11 protein-coding genes and 1 pseudogene are annotated in these 15,655 nt (G+C 69.5%); 5 read left to right on the forward strand and 7 right to left on the reverse strand.

Annotation, left to right across the window (positions count from 1 at the left end; all coding sequences use genetic code 11):
• The first annotated feature begins 43 nt into the window (after positions 1-43).
• Together QQY66_RS35975 and QQY66_RS35980 are read left to right on the forward strand one after the other, a co-directional pair.
• A complete protein-coding gene (locus tag QQY66_RS35975; RefSeq protein ID WP_301984510.1) occupies positions 44-3,055 on the forward strand; it encodes a glycoside hydrolase family 3 N-terminal domain-containing protein in 3,012 nt (1,003 codons plus the stop codon).
• 84 nt (positions 3,056-3,139) lie between these two features.
• The gene (locus QQY66_RS35980; protein ID WP_301984511.1) at positions 3,140-4,486 is read left to right on the forward strand and encodes a hypothetical protein; all 1,347 of its coding nucleotides are present in this window, start codon (positions 3,140-3,142) and stop codon (positions 4,484-4,486) included.
• A gap of 162 nt (positions 4,487-4,648) precedes the next feature.
• On the opposite strand, the gene QQY66_RS35985 is transcribed toward QQY66_RS35980, so the two are convergent.
• Positions 4,649-5,431, reverse strand: a complete 783-nt coding sequence (locus tag QQY66_RS35985; protein WP_301984512.1) for a serine protease — start codon at positions 5,429-5,431, stop codon at positions 4,649-4,651.
• Between the two features lie 151 nt (positions 5,432-5,582).
• The gene (locus QQY66_RS35990) at positions 5,583-6,725 is read right to left on the reverse strand and encodes a Cmx/CmrA family chloramphenicol efflux MFS transporter (RefSeq protein WP_301984513.1); all 1,143 of its coding nucleotides are present in this window, start codon (positions 6,723-6,725) and stop codon (positions 5,583-5,585) included.
• Between the two features lie 253 nt (positions 6,726-6,978).
• Between QQY66_RS35990 and QQY66_RS35995 the strand changes: the two are divergent.
• Positions 6,979-7,365 (forward strand): annotated as a pseudogene (locus QQY66_RS35995) (YdeI family protein); the annotation flags it as partial.
• A gap of 76 nt (positions 7,366-7,441) precedes the next feature.
• On the opposite strand, the gene QQY66_RS36000 reads toward QQY66_RS35995, so the two are convergent.
• A complete protein-coding gene (locus QQY66_RS36000) occupies positions 7,442-8,050 on the reverse strand; it encodes a YceI family protein (RefSeq protein WP_301984514.1) in 609 nt (202 codons plus the stop codon).
• Positions 8,051-8,452: 402 nt separating this feature from the next.
• Here QQY66_RS36000 and QQY66_RS36005 point away from each other — a divergent pair, with 402 nt between their 5' ends.
• Together QQY66_RS36005 and QQY66_RS36010 are read left to right on the forward strand one after the other, a co-directional pair.
• Entirely contained in the window at positions 8,453-10,048 is a 1,596-nt protein-coding gene (locus tag QQY66_RS36005) for an acyl-CoA carboxylase subunit beta (protein ID WP_301984515.1), read from the forward strand.
• Between the two features lie 57 nt (positions 10,049-10,105).
• Positions 10,106-10,300 (forward strand): acyl-CoA carboxylase subunit epsilon, encoded by a 195-nt coding sequence (locus tag QQY66_RS36010; protein ID WP_301984516.1) that lies wholly within the window; start codon positions 10,106-10,108, stop codon positions 10,298-10,300.
• A gap of 108 nt (positions 10,301-10,408) precedes the next feature.
• On the opposite strand, the gene QQY66_RS36015 is transcribed toward QQY66_RS36010, so the two are convergent.
• The 4 genes from QQY66_RS36015 to QQY66_RS36030 form a co-directional block, all read right to left on the reverse strand.
• On the reverse strand, positions 10,409-10,990 hold the full coding sequence (locus tag QQY66_RS36015; RefSeq protein WP_026243582.1) for an ATP/GTP-binding protein: 582 nt from the start codon (positions 10,988-10,990) through the stop codon (positions 10,409-10,411).
• On the reverse strand, positions 10,971-11,549 hold the full coding sequence (locus QQY66_RS36020; protein WP_301984517.1) for a DUF742 domain-containing protein: 579 nt from the start codon (positions 11,547-11,549) through the stop codon (positions 10,971-10,973). The genes QQY66_RS36015 and QQY66_RS36020 overlap by 20 nt, the downstream gene beginning before the upstream one ends.
• A gap of 94 nt (positions 11,550-11,643) precedes the next feature.
• Entirely contained in the window at positions 11,644-12,057 is a 414-nt protein-coding gene (locus tag QQY66_RS36025) for a roadblock/LC7 domain-containing protein (RefSeq protein ID WP_033321188.1), read from the reverse strand.
• Between the two features lie 10 nt (positions 12,058-12,067).
• Complete coding sequence (locus tag QQY66_RS36030) at positions 12,068-15,346, reverse strand: nitrate- and nitrite sensing domain-containing protein (protein WP_301984518.1); 3,279 nt, start codon at positions 15,344-15,346, stop codon at positions 12,068-12,070.
• Positions 15,347-15,655 lie beyond the last annotated feature (309 nt).

A 15,655-nucleotide genomic window follows, 5' to 3' on the forward strand; every position in this document is an offset into this window, starting at 1 on the left:
ACGAGTGGACTACGAGAGCCAAGGGGGAAGCTCTATGCGTTCCATGCGAAGAACCGCCCTGCTCGTCTCCGCCGCCCTGCTGACCGGATTGCTGCCGCTGACCGCCGCGAGTGCGGCTGCCGGCGCCGATGAGCCCGCGCCCGTCCCCGTCGACCGCTTCGAGGGCGAGGTCCCCTTCGCGAGCCCGCCCGCCGAGGGCCTCTTCACCTGGGGCAGCGACACCGACGACCCGCCCACCCTCCAGCTCAGCCCAAGACCAGACGCCCCCGAGGGCGAGAAGGTCCTGTCCGGTACCTACGACATCAGCGGCTACGGCGGCTTCACCCACAGCTTCGCCTTCGACGAGCCCGCCCGCGACTGGTCGGCCAGTAAAGGCATCCGCTTCTGGTGGGACGGCCGGAACAACGGCAAGAAGATCGCCTTCGAGCTCAAGGACGGCGGCGCCAACGGCGAGACCTCCGAGCTGTGGACGACCTCTTTCACCGATGACTTCAGTGGCTGGAAACAGATCGAGATCCCCTTCACCGACTTCACGTATCGCACGGACTACCAGCCCGTCGGCGGCATCGACCAGGTCCTCGGCCTCACCGAGATGTGGGGATACGCCGTCACGCTCCCGGTCGGCGTCAAGGGCGACTTCGCCATGGACGGCATAGAGCTCTTCGGCAAGGCGGACCAGTCGCTGCGCGCGTCCGTCACGACCGGCGCCGCCGTGTACCCGGTGAAGGAGGGCGGCACGGCGGGCGTGAAGATCTCCGTCGTCACCACCGGGTCCGCTCCGATCGACGAGCCCGTGACGGTCGCCTACGAGACAGCGGGCGGCACCGCCGACCCCGGCAAGGACTACACCTCGGTCACCGGCACGATCACCTTCCCCGCCGGCACGGCCTCCGGCACGACCCGCACCGTCCAGGTCCCCACCCTCAAGGACAGGTCCGCCGAGTCCGCGGAGACGGTCCCGCTGAAGCTGACGGTCACCGATGCCAAGGCCCCGGCAGAAACCGCGCAGGTCGTCGTCGACGCGCACGGTCTGCCGTACCTCGACAGCAGGTTGCCGCTGAAGAAGCGCGTCGCCGACCTCCTGTCCCGGATGACCCTCGCGGAGAAGGCCGGTCAGATGACCCAGGCCGAACGCGGAGCACTCACCGCGCCGGGTGACATCGCGACGTACGACCTCGGCTCGCTGCTCTCCGGCGGCGGCTCGACGCCGACGCCCAACACCCCCGAGGCCTGGGCGAGGATGATCGACGGCTTCCAGCTCCGGGCGCAGGCGACCCGCTTCCAGATCCCGCTGATCTACGGCGTCGACGCGGTGCACGGCCACAACAACCTGGTCGGCGCGACGATCATGCCGCACAACATCGGTATCGGAGCGAGCCGCGATCCCCGACTCGCCCACAAGGCGGGCGCGGTGACCGCCGCCGAGGTCCGGGCCACCGGCATCCCGTGGGACTTCGCCCCCTGCCTGTGCGTCACCCGCGACGAACGCTGGGGCCGCTCCTACGAGTCCTTCGGCGAGGACCCCGCCCTCGTCGAGTCCATGGAGACGGTCATCCAGGGTCTCCAGGGCCGTGCGGACGGACGGGACCTGGACCGGAACGACAAGGTGCTCGCCACCGCCAAGCACTTCGTCGGCGACGGCGGCACCGAGTACGGCTCCTCCACCACCGGCACCTACACCATCGACCAGGGCGTCACCAAGGTCACCGAGCGGGAGCTGGAGGCCGTCCATCTCGCGCCGTACCAGGACGCGGTGGACCGGGGCGTCGGCACGGTCATGCCGTCGTTCTCCTCCCTCGACCTCCTCGGCGACGACGAGGGCCCGGTGAAGATGCACGCGAGCGCCGACATGATCAACGGCGTGCTCAAGGACCGGATGGGCTTCGACGGCTTCGTGATCAGCGACTGGCAGGCCATCGACCAGATCCCGGGCGACTACCCGTCCGACGTCCGTACGTCGGTCAACGCGGGCCTCGACATGATCATGGTCCCGTACGCGTACAAGGACTTCCACACCACGCTGGTCGACGAGGTCGAGGCGGGGCGCATCAGCGAGAAGCGGATCGACGACGCCGTCTCCCGCATCCTCACGCAGAAGTTCCGGCTGGGGCTCTTCGAACAGCCGTACGCCGACACCAGCGGCGCCTCCAAGATCGGTTCCGCCGGTCACCGGGCCGTGGCGCGCCAGGCGGCGGCCGAGTCGCAGGTGCTGCTGAAGAACGCCGGCTCCGTCCTGCCGCTGAAGAAGTCGCAGAAGGTGTACGTCGCCGGGTCCAACGCCGACGACATCGGCAACCAGACCGGCGGCTGGACGGTCACCTGGCAGGGCTCGTCCGGGGACATCACCGAGGGCACCACGATCCTGGAGGGGATGCGGAAGAACTCCGCGCAGCTGACGTACTCGAAGGACGCGTCGGCGCCGACGACCGGCCACGACGTCGGTGTCGTGGTCGTCGGCGAGACCCCGTACGCCGAGGGCGTCGGTGACGTCGGCAACGGCCACGACCTGGAGCTGACCGACGCCGACAAGGCAGCCGTGGACAAGGTGTGCGCGGCGATGAAGTGCGCGGTGCTGATCGTCTCCGGGCGCCCGCAGCTGATCGGCGACCGGCTCGGCGACATCGACGCGCTGGTGGCGTCCTGGCTGCCGGGCACGGAGGGCGACGGAGTGGCGGACGTGCTGTACGGCAGGCGGCCGTTCACCGGACAGCTTCCCGTGACCTGGCCGAAGTCGCAGGCGCAGCTGCCGATCAACGTCGGCGACTCGGCGTACGACCCGCAGTTCCCGTACGGCTGGGGCCTGACCACGCTGACGAAGGTCCCGCAGGGCGGGGCGACCACGCTGAAGGCGCTCGGGATCGCGGCGGCGGCGGCCGAGCGGGCCGGGGCGGACGAGGCGGGTCGTGCGCTGGTCACGAAGGCGAGGCTGATCGTCCAGCAAAAGGCGATCACGCCGGCCTCCGCCAAGCCCTTCGCCGAGGCGGACCGGCTGCTGACGCGGGGGCGGTACGGGACGGCGGTGGAGAAGCTGACCGCGGCCTACCGGGCGGGCTGAGCCCGTCGTGCGGCACCGGGTCCGGCGGATTTTGCCTCCGTCGGACCCGGTCCGTTTGCCCGATTCGTCAGGTAGCGTCGAAGTATGAGGACTCCGTTGCTCCGGGGCCTTGTGCGCTGGGCCCTCGTCCCGGTCGCCGCCACGCTGGCGGTGCTGACCGCCGGTGTGCCCGGCGCGTCCGCCGCCGCGGATCTGTCGACAGTCGCCGAGGCGCTGCGCGAGGACCCCGTCTATGTGGACCCCGCCGCCTCCGACCAGCTGTCGTCGGCGGACGCCGAGGCGCTCGCCGACAAGATCAGGGACGCCGACAAGCCCGTCTTCGTGGCGGTTCTGCCGGCTGATCAGCCTGAGAACGACCTCTTCATGAACCTCCGTACGGAGACCGGGATCACCGGCTTGTACGCGATCCGCAGCGGTGACCGCTTCGGTGCTCAGGCCGACTCCTCCGTGCTGCCCAACCAGGCCGTGGACAACCTGGTCACGGCCGCCGAGAGCACCGACGATCCCAAGGCCCAGCTGAACGATTTCGTCGACTCCGCCCTGCGGAACGTGGGCGGCTCGGCGCCGTCGTCCTGGGACTCCACGACGACGGACGACGGCGTGCCGGTCGCCGGTCTGGTCACCACCGGTGTGGTGCTGGCAGCGGGCGGTGCGGGCGCCTACGCGCTGGTGCGGCGCCGGCGGCTGATGCACGAGCGGGAGCAGCGGGCCGCGCTGGAGAGGCTGCGGGTCGTCGTCGACGAGGACATCACCGCCTTCGGCGAGGAGCTGGACCGCCTCGACTTCCACCCGGGCGAGCCCGGCGCGGACGACGCCATGCGGGAGGACTACGAGCACGCGCTCGACGCCTACGACAAGGCGAAGACGCATATGGCGGAGGCGGAGAAACCCGAGCACGTCCGTGCCGTCACGCAGTCCCTGGAGGACGGCCGCTTCTCGCTGGCCCGGCTGGCGGCCAGGCGGGAGAAGAGTCCTCTGCCCGAACGCCGTCCGCCCTGCTTCTTCGACCCGCGGCACGGTCCGTCCGTCGCCGACGAGACCTGGACGCCGTCCGGCGGCGCACCCCGCGAGGTGCCCGTCTGCGCAGACGACCGGTCCCGGCTGGCCGACGGCCGCGATCCGATGGTCCGCGAGGTGGACACCGACTCCGGCCGCCGCCCCTACTGGGACGCGGGACCGGCGTACGGCCCCTGGGCGGGCGGCTACTTCGGCGGCGGCATCCTGCCCGGCCTCCTGATCGGCACCATGCTCGGCAACATGATGGCCGCCCCCGCCTACGCGGCGGACTACGGCTCCGGCTACGGCGACTTCGGCACCGGCGGCTATGAGGGCGGCGACGTCTCGGGCGCCGACTTCAGCACGGACGACTTCAGCGGCGGCTTCGGCGGAGGCGACTTCGGGGGAGGCGGGGACTTCGGCGGCGGGTTCTGAAGACGCTCGGTTCGGAAGCGCCCCGAAGGGGCGCGGGGAACTGCGCGACAAGCCACGACGGACCCGCAGCCGACCGACAACCGATCGCGGCACCACCCGCGGAGCGAAGGGCCCCGGCGCACAGAGACACCGGGGCCCGTCAAGCCGTACGAGACAGGGAACTCAGAGCGAGGACGCGGCCGAAGCGATCGCGGAGGCGAAAGTGGAGACCTCGGTGTAGACACCCGGCGCGTTCGGGCGGGCGCACCCGATGCCCCAGCTGACTATGCCGACCTGGATCCACGCGTTGGACGCGTCACGGCGGAACATGGGGCCGCCGGAGTCGCCCTGGCAGGTGTCGACGCCGCCGGAGGCAAAGCCGGCGCAGATCTCCTCGTTCGCGACGAGGCCGCTGTAGCCGCTGTAGGTACGGCAGGTGGCGTCACTGACGAACGGCACGGTCGCCTTGAGCATGTACCGCTGCTGGCCGCCGCCCTCGCTGGCGGCGCCCCAGCCGGCGACGGTGAAGGTGCCGGTGTTGTACTGGTTGGTCGTGGCGATCTTCAGCGTGGGCAGGTTGATCGGCTGGGCGAGCTTGATGAGGGCCCAGTCCTTGCCGGTGCCGTTGTAGCCGGGTGCCCGGTAGACGTATGTCGAGCGGACCTGGACGCGGCCGGAGGTGGACTGGAGGTCCACGACACCGGCGGTGGCGGTGATGCTGGTGTTGCGACCGGTGGAGCCCACGCAGTGCGCGGCGGTGAGCACGATCTGCTGCGTGTAGAGCGCGCCGCCACAGCCCATGGAGAGCCGGACCATGAACGGGAACTCGCCCTGCGCGGCGCGGGTTCCGCCGACGACGGGCGCGGGCGCGGCCTGCGCCGCGGACACGGGCTGAAGGCTGACGACCGCGAGCACGGCCGCACCGGCGACCGCGCATCTCTTGAGGGTTTTGAGGAGAGTCTTCAACGTGACGCCTTCCGTGGGGGGTTGGCAATCGGCCGGCCCACGCCCATTCATGTCTGACATGAAGGTTCTGGCATGGACCGGTCAATTTCTGGTTGCTGGATTATGAGAACGCTGTGAGCGCGTGCACAAGGACCGAAAACCGGCCAACCACCTAGTTCCTCCGTGGCCTGATCGCGACGGCCACGATCAGCGCGACCGCCACCAGGGCCGCGCTGATCCACAGGGGCGACCGGTAGCCGAGCCCGGAGCCGATCGCCGTACCGCCGAGCCAAGGGCCCAGGGCGGCACCGACGTTGAACGCCGCCGTGGCGAAACCGCCCGCGAGCGTGGGCGCGCCGGACGCGGCATAGAGCGCCCGGGAGATGAGGGTGGACCCGACACCGAAGGCGAGCGCGCCCTGCACGAGGACAAGGCCGAGCACCGCGCCCGGGTTCCCGGCCCCGAGCGCGAACGCACCCCATCCGACGCCCAACGCGACACCGCCCGCCCCCAGCACCAGAGCGGGCCGCCGGTCCGCGAGCCGCCCGCCGACGCTCACCCCGACGAACGAGCCCAGGCCGAACAGCGCGAGCACGACGGGCACCGAGCCGCCCGGCAGCCCGGTGACGTGGGTGACCAGAGGCGCGAGATAGGTGAACGAACAGAAGGTCGCGCCGTTCACCAGGGCGCCCAGCAGCAGCGTGACCAGGAGCCGGGGACGGCGCAGCGTGCGCATTTCCAGGCGTAGCGAGGGACGCGTGACATCGGCGGCCCCGGCCGGCACCGACCTCGCGACCGCCGCCAGCGCCGGCACCGACAGCAGGGCCACCGCCCAGAACGCCGAACGCCAGCCCCACAGCTGACCGAGCAACGCACCCGCCGGCACCCCGATCACACAGGCGAGGGTGACCCCGCCCAGCAGCGTGGACGTGGCCCGCCCCTTGGCATCGGGCTCCACCATGTCGACGGCGGCCACCAGGGCCACGGCCAGGAACCCGGCGTTCGCGAGCGCGGCCACGACCCGTGTGGCGAGGAGCACGCCGAAACTGTCGGTGACCGCACCGACGACATGGACGACGAGAAAGGTGCCCAGAAATCCCAGCAGCGCTCCCCGCCGCGACCAGCGTCGGCCGAGCCCGGCCATCAAGGGCGCGCCGACGACCATCCCCACGGCGAAAGCCGAGGTCAGCGCACCCGCGGCGGGGACGGAGACGTGCAGATCCCGGGCGATGTCCGGCACCAGTCCGGACAGCATGAATTCAGAGGTCCCCTGGGCGAAGACGGCAACGCCCAGCAGAAGAAGAGCGAACGGCATGAAGAAACTCCGCAACCCGAAGTCGAAGTCGGACACGACACGTCGGACGGCAGTCCGGCGGCGTGACGACGCGACGACATGACGGATCGCGGCAGGCGACGCGGAGCGCGCCTGCTCAGCCCGAGGTCACGAACAGCCACCGGAGAGCCGGTGGCCGGAGTCTGGACGCTTCGGGGCTGGACACGAGACGCACGCTAGCAGCCCGCGCGAGGCCGGCTCCACCGGTTTTCCCGTCGGACCCCACCCCTTCGCCTCCGCCGCCGACGTCAATGACATGGCGTTCTGCCACGGCTGGATCACGGGTCAGCGCAGGGCGCTCGACGACTCGTACTTCCTCCAGAGGATCACTCCGCGCAGGCCGGGCAGCCTCTGGTCGATGGTCAACGTGCGGCGGGTGGCGGAACTGACCGCGGCCAAGGCGGACGGGCGTTGGGCGGCGGCGTACGAGTCGCAGCAGAACGCCGCCGTACCGGAGGACCTGGCGCGGGAACTGGAGCGGAACCCACGGGCCAAGGCCGCCTTCGACCGGCCCGGCAGGACGGACCGGTACCTCGTCATGCTCGGCCTCCTCCAGGCCCGTACGCCTGAGAGCCGAGCGGTCCAACTCGCCGCGGCGAACGCAAAGTTGGAAGCGGGCTGAACGCCGCACGCCCGCCCTCCCGCTACGACGGGTGGAGGGCGGGCGTCAGGAAACCCCGTTCAGGCCGAGCGCAGCGTCACGCGTTCTTGATCGCCGAGATGTCGAAGTTCAGCTTGATCTTGTCGGAGACCAGGACACCGCCGGTCTCCAGCGCCGCGTTCCAGGTCAGGCCCCACTCGGAGCGCTTGATCTCCGCCTTGCCCTCGAAGCCGACGCGCTCGTTGCCGAAGGGGTCCTTCGCGGCGCCGTTGAACTCCAGGTCGATGGTGAGCGGCTTGGTGACGCCGAGGATGCTCAGGTCGCCGGTGATCCGGTAGTCGTCGTCGCCGAGGGCCTCCGCCTTGGTGGAGCGGAAGGTCATCGTCGGGAACTCCTCGATCTTGAAGAAGTCGGAGCCCTTCAGATGCCCGTCACGGTCCGCGGAACCCGTGTCGACGCTGTCCATCTTGACGTCGATGGAGGCCGTGGACTGCGCCGGGTCGGTGCCGTCCAGGTGCAGCGAGCCGGTGAAGTCGAGGAATTTGCCCTTGACGTTCGTGACCATGGCGTGGCGGGCGACGAACCCGATCGAGGAATGTGCCGGGTCGATGGTGTAGTCGCCGGTCAGGGCGGCCAGGTCGGGGGCCGCCGCGGCGGTCTCGGAGGCGGTCTCGGTGGTGTCTTCCTTGCGGCCGAAGATGCCCATGATCTGCTCCAAGGGGGACGGGTCGCGGCTCCAAGGGAGACCACGGCCGATGATGTTGAATGTTCAACGAGGTCAACACGGCCGACCGTAGACCTATTCCGTTCGAGCTTCAATGTCTTCCGTGCCGTGTTCTTGAAACGCCGCCGGGCGGTCACCTCGGGTACATTCGACCGGCCGCCGAACCACGCCCGAATTTCACTCCGGCGATGGCATGTGCCACACATGAATGTGAGGTGGCTCTCGGCTGACGACTTTGTGCGACCTCTACAAGCCGGATCCCCTCTGACCAGTCGGAACGGCTGCATGTCGTCGAGGTTCTGTTCAGGGGTACCAGGAAAACGGGCCGGAGACTGTACGGAGTCGACGGCCCGGTTTCCTTGCTGTCCTTCGTAAGGTCGCTACATGACCGTTTTGGATGAGGCGCCGGGTGAGTCCACGAGCGAGCCGACCGACGCCCGCGGGCGTGTGGCCGAGCTGCACGAGATCCGGGCGCAGGCGGTGGCCGGGCCGAGCGAGAAGGCGACCTCGGCGCAGCACGCCAAGGGCAAGCTGACCGCCCGGGAGCGGATCGAGCTGCTGCTGGACGCGGGTTCCTTCCGGGAGGTCGAGCAACTGCGCCGGCACCGGGCGACCGGCTTCGGTCTGGAGGGCAAGAAGCCCTACACCGACGGTGTCATCACCGGCTGGGGCACGGTCGAGGGCCGCACGGTCTTCGTCTACGCCCACGACTTCCGCATCTTCGGCGGCGCGCTGGGCGAGGCCCACGCCACGAAGATCCACAAGATCATGGACATGGCCATCGCGGCCGGGGCGCCGCTGGTGTCGCTGAACGACGGCGCGGGGGCCCGTATCCAGGAGGGTGTCAGCGCGCTTGCCGGGTACGGCGGCATCTTCCAGCGCAACACCAAGGCGTCCGGGGTGATCCCGCAGATCTCCGTGATGCTGGGCCCGTGCGCGGGCGGCGCGGCCTACAGCCCCGCGCTCACGGACTTCGTGTTCATGGTCCGCGAGACCTCCCAGATGTTCATCACCGGCCCGGACGTGGTCAAGGCGGTCACGGGCGAGGAGATCACGCAGAACGGCCTCGGTGGCGCGGACGTACACGCGGAGACCTCCGGCGTGTGCCACTTCGCCTACGACGACGAGGAGACCTGCCTCGCCGAGGTGCGCTACCTGCTGTCGATGCTCCCGCAGAACAACCGCGAGAACCCGCCCCGGGTGGACTCCACGGACGCCCCGGACCGCCGCAGCGACGTGCTCCTTGACCTGGTCCCGGCGGACGGGAACCGGCCGTACGACATGGCGAAGGTGATCGAGGAGATCGTCGACGACGGCGACTTCCTCGAGGTCCACGAGCGCTGGGCCCGCAACATCATCTGCGCGCTGGCCCGGCTCGACGGCCAGGTGGTCGGCATCATCGCCAACCAGCCGCAGACGCTCGCCGGGGTCCTCGACATCGAGGCCTCGGAAAAAGCTGCGCGCTTTGTCCAGATGTGTGACGCTTTTAACATTCCGATCGTCACTTTCCTGGACGTCCCGGGGTTCCTCCCCGGTGTCGACCAGGAACACGGCGGGATCATCCGGCACGGAGCGAAGCTGCTCTACGCCTACTGCAACGCGACCGTGCCGCGGATCTCGCTGATCCTGCGCAAGGCCTACGGAGGTGCGTACATCGTCATGGACAGCCAGTCCATCGGTGCCGACCTGACGTACGCCTGGCCGACGAACGAGATCGCGGTGATGGGCGCGGAAGGCGCGGCCAACGTCATCTTCCGCCGGCAGATCGCCGATTCCCCGGACCCCGAGGCGATGCGGGCGCGGATGGTCAAGGAGTACAAGTCCGAGCTGATGCACCCGTATTACGCGGCCGAGCGCGGTCTGGTCGACGACGTGATCGACCCGGCGGAAACCCGCGAGGTCCTGATCAAGTCCCTGGCGATGCTGCACACCAAGCACGCAGACCTGCCCTCCCGCAAGCACGGCAACCCTCCGCAGTAACCCAGCGGACCCTCCGCGCTACCCGCGCGGAAACCTCTCTCACGGAGACTGAGACCTATGAACACCCCTGACATCCGCGTCGAGAAGGGCCACGCCGAGCCCGAGGAAGTCGCCGCCATCACGGCCATCCTCCTCGCCCGCGCCGCCGCCCAGCCGCCCACCGAGCCGACCCACCGAGGCCGCGCCAAGGCCGGCTGGCGCCGCCTGGAGCGCGAGCCCGGCTTCCGGGCTCCGCACAGCTGGCACGGATAGGCTGCGCCGCTGGGCCGGTTTCTGATCAGCCGGATCAGCCGGTTGCCGCATACGAGAAGGGCCCCTCCGCGAGGAGGGGCCCTTCTCGGTGTCTGCGACGGGGTGTTGCTACCGGAGCCGCGCCATCAGTGCGTGCTCCACGAGCGTGATCAGCGTCGACTTCGCGTCAGCCCGGTGACGGGCGTCCGTCGTGATGATCGGGGTGTCGGGGCCGATCTGGAGGGCCTCGCGGACCTCGTCCGGATTGTACGGCTGCTGTCCGTCGAAGCCGTTGAGGGCGATGACGAACGGGAGTCCGCTGTTCTCGAAGTAGTCGACCGCGGGGAAGCAGTCGGCGAGACGGCGGGTGTCGACCAGGACGACCGCGCCGATGGCGCCGCGCACCAGGTCGTCCCACATGAACCAGAACCGGTCCTGACCGGGGGTGCCGAACAGGTACAGGATGAGGTCCTGGTCCAGGGTGATGCGGCCGAAGTCCATGGCGACCGTCGTGGTCGTCTTGTCCCCGGTGTGGGTGAGGTCGTCGATGCCTGCCGAAGCAGACGTCATGACGGCCTCCGTGCGCAGCGGGTTGATCTCCGAGACGGCGCCGACGAACGTGGTCTTGCCCACGCCGAAGCCGCCAGCCACCACGATCTTCGCGGACGTGGTGGAGCGGGAAGGCCCTCCGCTAGAGCTTGCGAAGTCCACTGAGCACCCTTTCGAGCAGTGTCACGTCTGGCTGGCCGCCGGCGTTCTCGTCGCCGCCGGGCTGATGGATGGCGACCAGGCCCGCCTCCGCCAAGTCGGCGACGAGGATCCTGGCCACGCCGAGGGGGATCGTGAGGAGAGCCGAGACCTCGGCCACCGACTTGATCTCTCGGCAGAGGTTGCAGATCCGCTGATGCTCGGGCAGCTGGCCCTGCATCTGATGCGGCTGCGCGGTGGTGTGCACCAGTGCCTCGATGGCGAGCTGGTAACGCGGGCGCGTCCGGCCGCCGGTCATGGCGTACGGGCGCACCAGGGGGTTGTTCGACGCCCCGGCGGGCGCCTGCTCAGGGGCGCGGCGCTGCGGCTGCACCGGCTGGATGCGCGGCTGATGCGGCTGGTCGTAAGGCCCGGGACCCTGCGGCCCCTGAGGCGTGTACGGCTGCCGTCGCTGGCTCGGTGCGGAGGGGAAGTTGTACCGGTTCGCCGACCCGTCGTCCGGGCCCTGGGCAGGGCCGTATGACCAGTTGCCCGAAGACGAACCGCCTGGGGGTGTTGCCACTTTCTCCTCCTCCGACTGTGCCTGGCACCCATCACTGTGGAGCCGCGTCCCGAAACCTTACGGCCACGGGACGCCAAAACGCACCGTCTGACTGTTAGTTGAGAAGGCTCCCTTGGAGCTCCGCACGCAGATCAGGGGTCAGGACCGTACCGGCACGGTCCACCAGAAGCGCCATCTCGTACCCGACGAGGCCGATGTCCGCCTCCGGGTGTGCAAGAACTGCGAGCGACGAACCGTCGGAGATGGACATGATGAAGAGGAATCCCCGCTCCATCTCCACAACCGTCTGGTTCACACTGCCGCCCTCGAAGATGCGCGAGGCGCCGGCGGTCAGTGAGGTCAGACCGGAGGCGACCGCCGCGAGCTGGTCGGCGCGGTCGCGCGGAAAGCCTTCGGACATCGCCAGAAGGAGTCCGTCGGCGGAGACCACCACCGTGTGGGACACCCCGGGGGTGTTGTCCACGAAGTTGGTGATCAACCAGTTCAGGTTCTGCGCCGCCTGGCTCATCGGGCTCACACTAACGCTCCTGGTTGTAGGTGCTGTCAGGACCACTGTGTTGATTCCTAGTGGCCTGGCCGTTCGTTTCACTTCCCGCGCTGCGTCCCCGCTGGACACCGCGGCGCAGGTTGCTCAGCCTGCCCCGGACGTCCTCGGGAGCGCGGGAGACCTGTGGGCCACCCTGAGGGGTCGCTTCGGCGGTGCCCTCGACCAGGTTGGCCTTGGGTACCCGCCGCGGCAGGCCGGAGGCGGTCACTCCGCCCGCCTTGGGCTTACGGAGCTGTGCGGCCTGCTGCCAGCGCGCGTCGTTCGCCGAGCGCCAGTCGCCGTTGCCGCTGCCGTTGTTTTCCGGTGCGGAGGCCGGCTGCTCCTGGTTCACGGGCCGCGAGCCGTTGCCGTTCGCGGGGGTGGACCCGCGGCGGGGCAGTCCGGCGTCGGTCAGATCGTGAGACGCGGAGGGGGCCGGCCCCGGATGGTCGAAGCCTACGTGGTCGCTTTCACTCACGTCAGCGGCCTGCGCGGACTCCGGTTCCGGAGCGTACTCGGAGCCGTAGCCGTTCGGGTAGCCGTTCTGCTGCGGCCAGTCGTCCTGGTAGCGCCGCTCCTCGAAGGCCGAGAACGTCTCCGGCGCGGAGCCGCGGCCCGCCGAGGGGTCCTCCTGGACCGGCTCCGGATAGGAGGGCTCGGGGTAGCCGCCGTTCGACGAGAACGTGTCGCTCTGCGGCAGGCCCCCGTTCGGCGCGTAGTACGACTCGTCGTACGCCGGACGCTGCTGCTCCTCGTACGGCGTCTGCTGCGGCTCGTCGTACGCCGTCTGCTGGTCGTACGAGCCGGGCTGCTCGGGATAGCCGCCCTGGCCGCCCTCGTAGGGCTGCCGGTCGTCGAACGCGTCGGCGTACGAGGGGGCGGAAGCGTCCTGGGCGGGCTGTTGGCCCGGGTTCTGCGGGTTCTGGGTCTCCAGGGCCGCCCGGCGCTCCTCGCGCATCAGGGAGCGGCCTACGGGGTCCAGCTCGCGTATGTCGTCCGGGACCTCGGAGTAGCGGCTGTCGTCGAAGCCGAGTTCCGCGGCCGTGCGCAGCGGCTGGCGGTTGAAGTCCTCACCCTGGAAGCTGCGCTCCGGGATGATCTGGGAGACCGTGAACTCGTCCGGGGCGGACTGGTAATCGCCGCCACCACCGTGGGTGATCGCGTCGGGCAGCATGACCAGGGAGGTCGTACCGGCCTGCTCGCCGGAGGGGCGCAGCTGGACGCGGATGCCGTGCCGGTCGGACAGCCGGCCGACCACGAAGAGGCCCATGCGCTGGGAGATCGCGGCGTCCACGGTCGGCGGGTTGGCCAGCTTGTGGTTGATGTCCGCGAAGTCCTCGGCGGTGAGGCCGATGCCCTTGTCATGGATCTCGATCATGATGCGGCCGTCGGGGAGACGGGTCGCGGTGACGCGGACCTTGGTCTGCGGGGAGGAGAACGTGGTGGCGTTCTCAAGGAGCTCGGCCAGCAGGTGCACGAGGTCGGTCACGGCGCGGCCGTGGATCTCGGCCTCCGGGACACCGGACAGCTCGATGCGCTCGTACTGCTCCACCTCGGAGGAGGCGGCGCGCAACACGTCGACCAGCGGGACCGGCTGGTCCCAGCGGCGGCCGGGCTCCTCGCCGGCGAGGACCAGGAGGTTCTCGCCGTTGCGGCGCATACGGGTCGCGAGGTGGTCCAGCTTGAAGAGGTTCTCCAGCTGGTCCGGGTCGGCCTCGTTGTTCTCCAGGTCGGTGATCAGGGTCAGCTGGCCCTCGATCAGTGACTGGTTGCGGCGCGACAGGTTGGTGAAGATCGCGTTGATGTTGCCCCGCAGCAGGGCCTGCTCGGCGGCCAGTCGGACCGCCTCGCGGTGGACCTGGTCGAAGGCCCGGGCGACCTCGCCGATCTCGTCGGTCGAGTTGATCGGGATCGGCGCGACCCGGGTGTCGACGCGGCCGGGGTCGGTGCGCGAGAGCTGGTCGACCAGCATCGGCAGCCGCTGCTCGGCGATGCCGAAGGCCGCGTTGCGCAGCTGGCGCATCGAGCGGGACATCTGGCGGGCCACCATGCCGGCCAGGATGAACGCGGCGAGCAGGGCGACCACGACGGCGGCACCCACGATGAAGGTGTCGCGCTTGGCGTTGTCGGCGATCGTCGCGGCCTCGTTCACCGCGGTGTCGGCCAGGTTCGTCTCGATCTGGCGGTAGGCGTTGTACTTGAGGGTGTTGACCGCCCACCAGTTCTGGGCGGTGATGCCCTTCTCGCCGAGGGCCTCACGGACGGAGGGGTCCATGCTCTGCATCGTCGCGATCGCCGAGACCATGGTGGTCGGGTCCGACGGCGGCGGCACGTACTTCTCGCCCTGCGCGGCGGCGTCCGTGGCGGCCTGCTTGGCCATCGCCGCACCCTCGGCCTTGATCTGCGCCTCGGCGTCCTTGAGCTTCTGCGCGTCCGCCTCGGTACCACCGCCGATGTACTCCTCGACGGCGATGCCCTCCAGGTACGCATAGGAGGAGAGGGCGACGCGCTGCTTGCCGAAGCCCTCGGCGTCGGGGCCGGGCTTGATCAGCAGGTGCATGCCGATGGAGCGCTGCAGCGACAGGGCGGCCTTGGTGAGCTCGATGGCGTAGACGGTCCGGCCGTAGCTGGTGATGTTGCCGGTGCCCAGACCGAGCTCGTTGGCGAACTCGGTGAGGGGGTGCGCGACCTCGACGTAGCCCTCTTCGGTCTGCACGCCGGTGAGCTTGCTCGTGTACGCGGCCGCTCGCAGCTTGTCGAGCTTGGGCTCCTCGTCGCGGAACAGCTTCAGGCGGCGCTCCAGGCCGGCCTTCTGCGGCATGTTCTGGGCCGCTTCGTCGAAGGCGTCGGCGGCCTTGTCCGTGGCCCCGCGCGCCTTGGTGACGGTCGCCTTGTCCTCGGCGTTCTGTGCGCTGCCCTTCAGCAGGGGCGCCGCGGTGGTGTCACGCTCGATGTAGAGCGCGTCGGCGTAGTTCAGGGAGGCCCGGACCAGGCGCGCGGTGTTCTCCGCGTCCTCGGCCTCCTGCCAGGTGTCGATCGAGCTCTTCACCTGGAAGCCGCCCATGACCAGGCCGACCACCACGGGTATGAGCAGGATCGCGTTCAGCCGGGTCGGCACGCGCCAGTTGCGTGGGGAGAAACGGCCGCCGCTTGGAGCCGGCGGGGCCGTTGGCTCCGATCCGGGCACATGGGCGGGCGCCGCTCCGCGCGGCGGCGGGGTGAAGTTGCCCCGCGCCGACGACGGCTCGGGACCGTTCTTGCTTCGCCTCACTCGACCAACAACCTCTCGGCGGTCGGCACCTTCGTTGTGCCGCAGTGTCTCAGAGCCCTGTTCGCCATCGACTGATGAGTACGTCTTTGACTATTGGGCAGTTCAGGCATTCCAGCACGTGGCCGTGCGCTCTTCCAAACAGTGGAAAGCGATCATTACAAGCGATGTAAGCCCCAGATAAAACGGTCATAAAGAGCGAGCCCCGTCAAATGACGGGGCCTTTGTGTGCGCAGCGACACGAGTCGACCGCGACGCGTGGCGGTACCACCCGATTCCTCTGCCGAAACGTTATGAACACCGTGGCCGACC

This window comes from Streptomyces sp. DG2A-72 (genome assembly GCF_030499575.1).
GTDB lineage: Bacteria > Actinomycetota > Actinomycetes > Streptomycetales > Streptomycetaceae > Streptomyces.

Excerpts from the sequence above, each read along its gene's own strand:
- QQY66_RS35975 (WP_301984510.1), top strand. The coding sequence starts at position 44 with ATGCGAAGAACCGCCCTGCTCGTCTCCGCCGCCCTGCTGACCGGATTG.
- QQY66_RS35980 (WP_301984511.1), top strand. The coding sequence starts at position 3,140 with ATGAGGACTCCGTTGCTCCGGGGCCTTGTGCGCTGGGCCCTCGTCCCG.
- QQY66_RS35990 (WP_301984513.1), bottom strand. The coding sequence starts at position 6,725 with ATGCCGTTCGCTCTTCTTCTGCTGGGCGTTGCCGTCTTCGCCCAGGGG.
- QQY66_RS36000 (WP_301984514.1), bottom strand. The coding sequence starts at position 8,050 with ATGGGCATCTTCGGCCGCAAGGAAGACACCACCGAGACCGCCTCCGAG.
- QQY66_RS36005 (WP_301984515.1), top strand. The coding sequence starts at position 8,453 with ATGACCGTTTTGGATGAGGCGCCGGGTGAGTCCACGAGCGAGCCGACC.
- QQY66_RS36010 (WP_301984516.1), top strand. The coding sequence starts at position 10,106 with ATGAACACCCCTGACATCCGCGTCGAGAAGGGCCACGCCGAGCCCGAG.
- QQY66_RS36025 (WP_033321188.1), bottom strand. The coding sequence starts at position 12,057 with ATGAGCCAGGCGGCGCAGAACCTGAACTGGTTGATCACCAACTTCGTG.